Genomic DNA, 2,245 nt, shown 5'->3' on the forward strand with positions numbered 1-2,245 from the left:
GAGAAATCAACTTTCACGAGGGAAAAATCAAGTAAAACTTTGGCCAGTACATAGACTTGATAGAGATACCTCCGGTATATTACTTTTTGCCACCTCTAAAGAAATGAGAGAAGCAGTGATGGATAAATGGGGTGTATCAGAGAAGATCTACTTGGCCATAGTCGAGGGTTGTCCAAAAGAAAGAAAAGGAACCATCAACCAACCATTAAGAATAGATGAAAAAGAGTATCGAATGCATGTAGGAAAGCATCCCGATGCAAAACCTGCTATTACCCATTATGAAGTGAAACAAACTACCCCTGAACGATCTTTACTCGAAGTCAAAATAGAAACGGGCAGACAGCACCAGATACGTGCACATTTGGCTTGGTTGGGACACAGTATCATCGGAGATGAACGTTATGGAACAAAAGGTGAAAAGATGGGTCTTCATGCAAAAAAACTGACTATTATCCATCCTGTCAAGAAAAAGCCTATGAGTTTTGAAGTAGACGCTCCAAGAGACTTTTATGCTCTTTTGAACTAATACGCTATAATACGCATAATATAACAAATATCATACGATCCGTCATATGAGCTGCCTACTGAAGACAATACAGTAATAGCATAGTTTTTTGGGCTTGGCTCAAAAAGCGTTTGCATCAAAGGAACTACCATCAAAGCATTTGAAAAACTAAATTTACATCCTGATATTTTAAAAGCCATTGCGCATGCAAAATATGAACAGACCACTGCTATACAAAATAAAGTTGTACCCCTCGCACTCAAAGGTGTAGATATACTGGGTGCATCGAAGTCTGGGACAGGGAAAACAGCTGCATATGTACTTCCCCTACTCAACAAACTACAAAAGATAGTGAAAAAAGACCAAAAGGTTTTAAGAGCACTGATCATCGTTCCTACCATTGAACTTGTCGATCAAGTGTCACGTACCATCACTGAACTAAGTAAATACCTGGATATAAAGAATGTGAAGATACAAGGGGGGATACCTAAAAGCACCCAACTCTCTCGACTTTCACAAGGTGCAGATATCGTTGTTGCTACTCCAGGACGTTTACAAAGTTTTATAGATGACAAAAAGATAAACCTTGAATACATCAATACCGTTATACTCGATGAAGCGGACACAATGTTGGAACTTGGGTTCCTAGATGAGATAAAAGCTATACTCAAACATTGTAAACAACCAAGACAAACTATGATGTTCTCGGCAACCATTTCACAGAACATCAAAAAACTTGCAAAAGAGTTTATGCGAGAACCCGCTATCGCTGAAGTAAGTCAGAGACGAGATGTTGTTGATTTCATCGCACATCGTGCCTACAAAGTAGATAAAAAAAGAAAAGCTGAATTAACAGCTAAACTTATAGAAGACATGAAGATGGAACAAGTACTTTTATTTGCAAGTACGAAAGAGTCTGCAAATAAAATATATGAGTATCTCAAAAGTCAAAACATACGTACGTCCATCATACATGGTGACATTAATAGAGGTGCCAGAGCAAAATCTTTGGCACTTCTAAAGAGTGGAAAAACACAGGTTTTAGTCGCCACAGACATTGCAGCACGGGGTATAGACATTAAAGAGCTGGCTATGGTCATCAACTATGATATGCCAGAAAGTACCGATGACTTTACACACAGAGTAGGAAGAACAGGACGTGCCAACCATAAAGGTGCTTCCATCTCTTTGTTAACCACAAGTGACTATAACTTCTTTACGAAAATGGAAAAACACTTAAAACTCAATATCAAACGAGATATATATCCTGGATTTGAGCTGACAGACAAACAACCAAGACAAACACAACCAAAGAAAAAGTCACTTATCGAGAGAAAAGGTAAATTTGACTTTCATAAACAAAAAATGCAAAGAAGAGGACAAAGTAAAACGACGCAAACAAAGAAAAAACCTGCAGGACGCAAGAAATAATAGTCAAATATAAAATTTTACGTCATTTTAACTCTTCTTCTTAAAGTGTCCAAATGTGGATGGTGATGAAGTTTAAAAAATACAAAGATTTAAAGTAAAGGTGCAAACACTTTCATAATATTTTCAAAAGCTTCACGGCTTTTGGAGGGCTTTTTCATTCCTCTGCTAGAATTGAGTATCAATCCATTCATCCATGCTTCAATACTCTCTATAAATTCTGGAGAGTAGACAAATGTGACTACTTCATAATTTAGGAAAAGACTGCGGTTATCAAAGTTTACCGATCCTACCATACCGCCAAGATCATCA

4 protein-coding genes are annotated in these 2,245 nt (G+C 37.5%); 2 read left to right on the top strand and 2 right to left on the bottom strand.

The window, feature by feature from the left end; translation table 11 throughout:
- The coding region (locus tag ABZC96_RS09755; RefSeq protein WP_373030798.1) for an RluA family pseudouridine synthase at positions 1-526 on the top strand (526 nt) is incomplete at its 5' end.
- Here the strand turns inward: ABZC96_RS09755 and ABZC96_RS09760 are convergent.
- Positions 523-840 carry a hypothetical protein gene (locus tag ABZC96_RS09760; protein WP_373030800.1) on the bottom strand — a complete coding sequence of 106 codons (318 nt, stop codon included), beginning with the start codon at positions 838-840 and terminating at the stop codon, positions 523-525. The two genes, ABZC96_RS09755 and ABZC96_RS09760, sit on opposite strands and share 4 nt — an antisense overlap.
- Here ABZC96_RS09760 and ABZC96_RS09765 point away from each other — a divergent pair.
- Positions 782-1,936: a DEAD/DEAH box helicase gene (locus ABZC96_RS09765; protein WP_373030804.1), complete on the top strand. Its 1,155-nt coding sequence runs from the start codon at positions 782-784 to the stop codon at positions 1,934-1,936. The two genes, ABZC96_RS09760 and ABZC96_RS09765, sit on opposite strands and share 59 nt — an antisense overlap.
- Before the next feature lie 89 nt (positions 1,937-2,025).
- Here the strand turns inward: ABZC96_RS09765 and ABZC96_RS09770 are convergent.
- On the bottom strand, positions 2,026-2,245 hold a 220-nt coding region (locus tag ABZC96_RS09770; RefSeq protein ID WP_373030802.1), incomplete at its 5' end, for a phospholipase D-like domain-containing protein.

It is taken from the genome of Sulfurovum sp. (assembly GCF_041551015.1).
In the GTDB taxonomy this organism is placed as follows: domain Bacteria; phylum Campylobacterota; class Campylobacteria; order Campylobacterales; family Sulfurovaceae; genus Sulfurovum.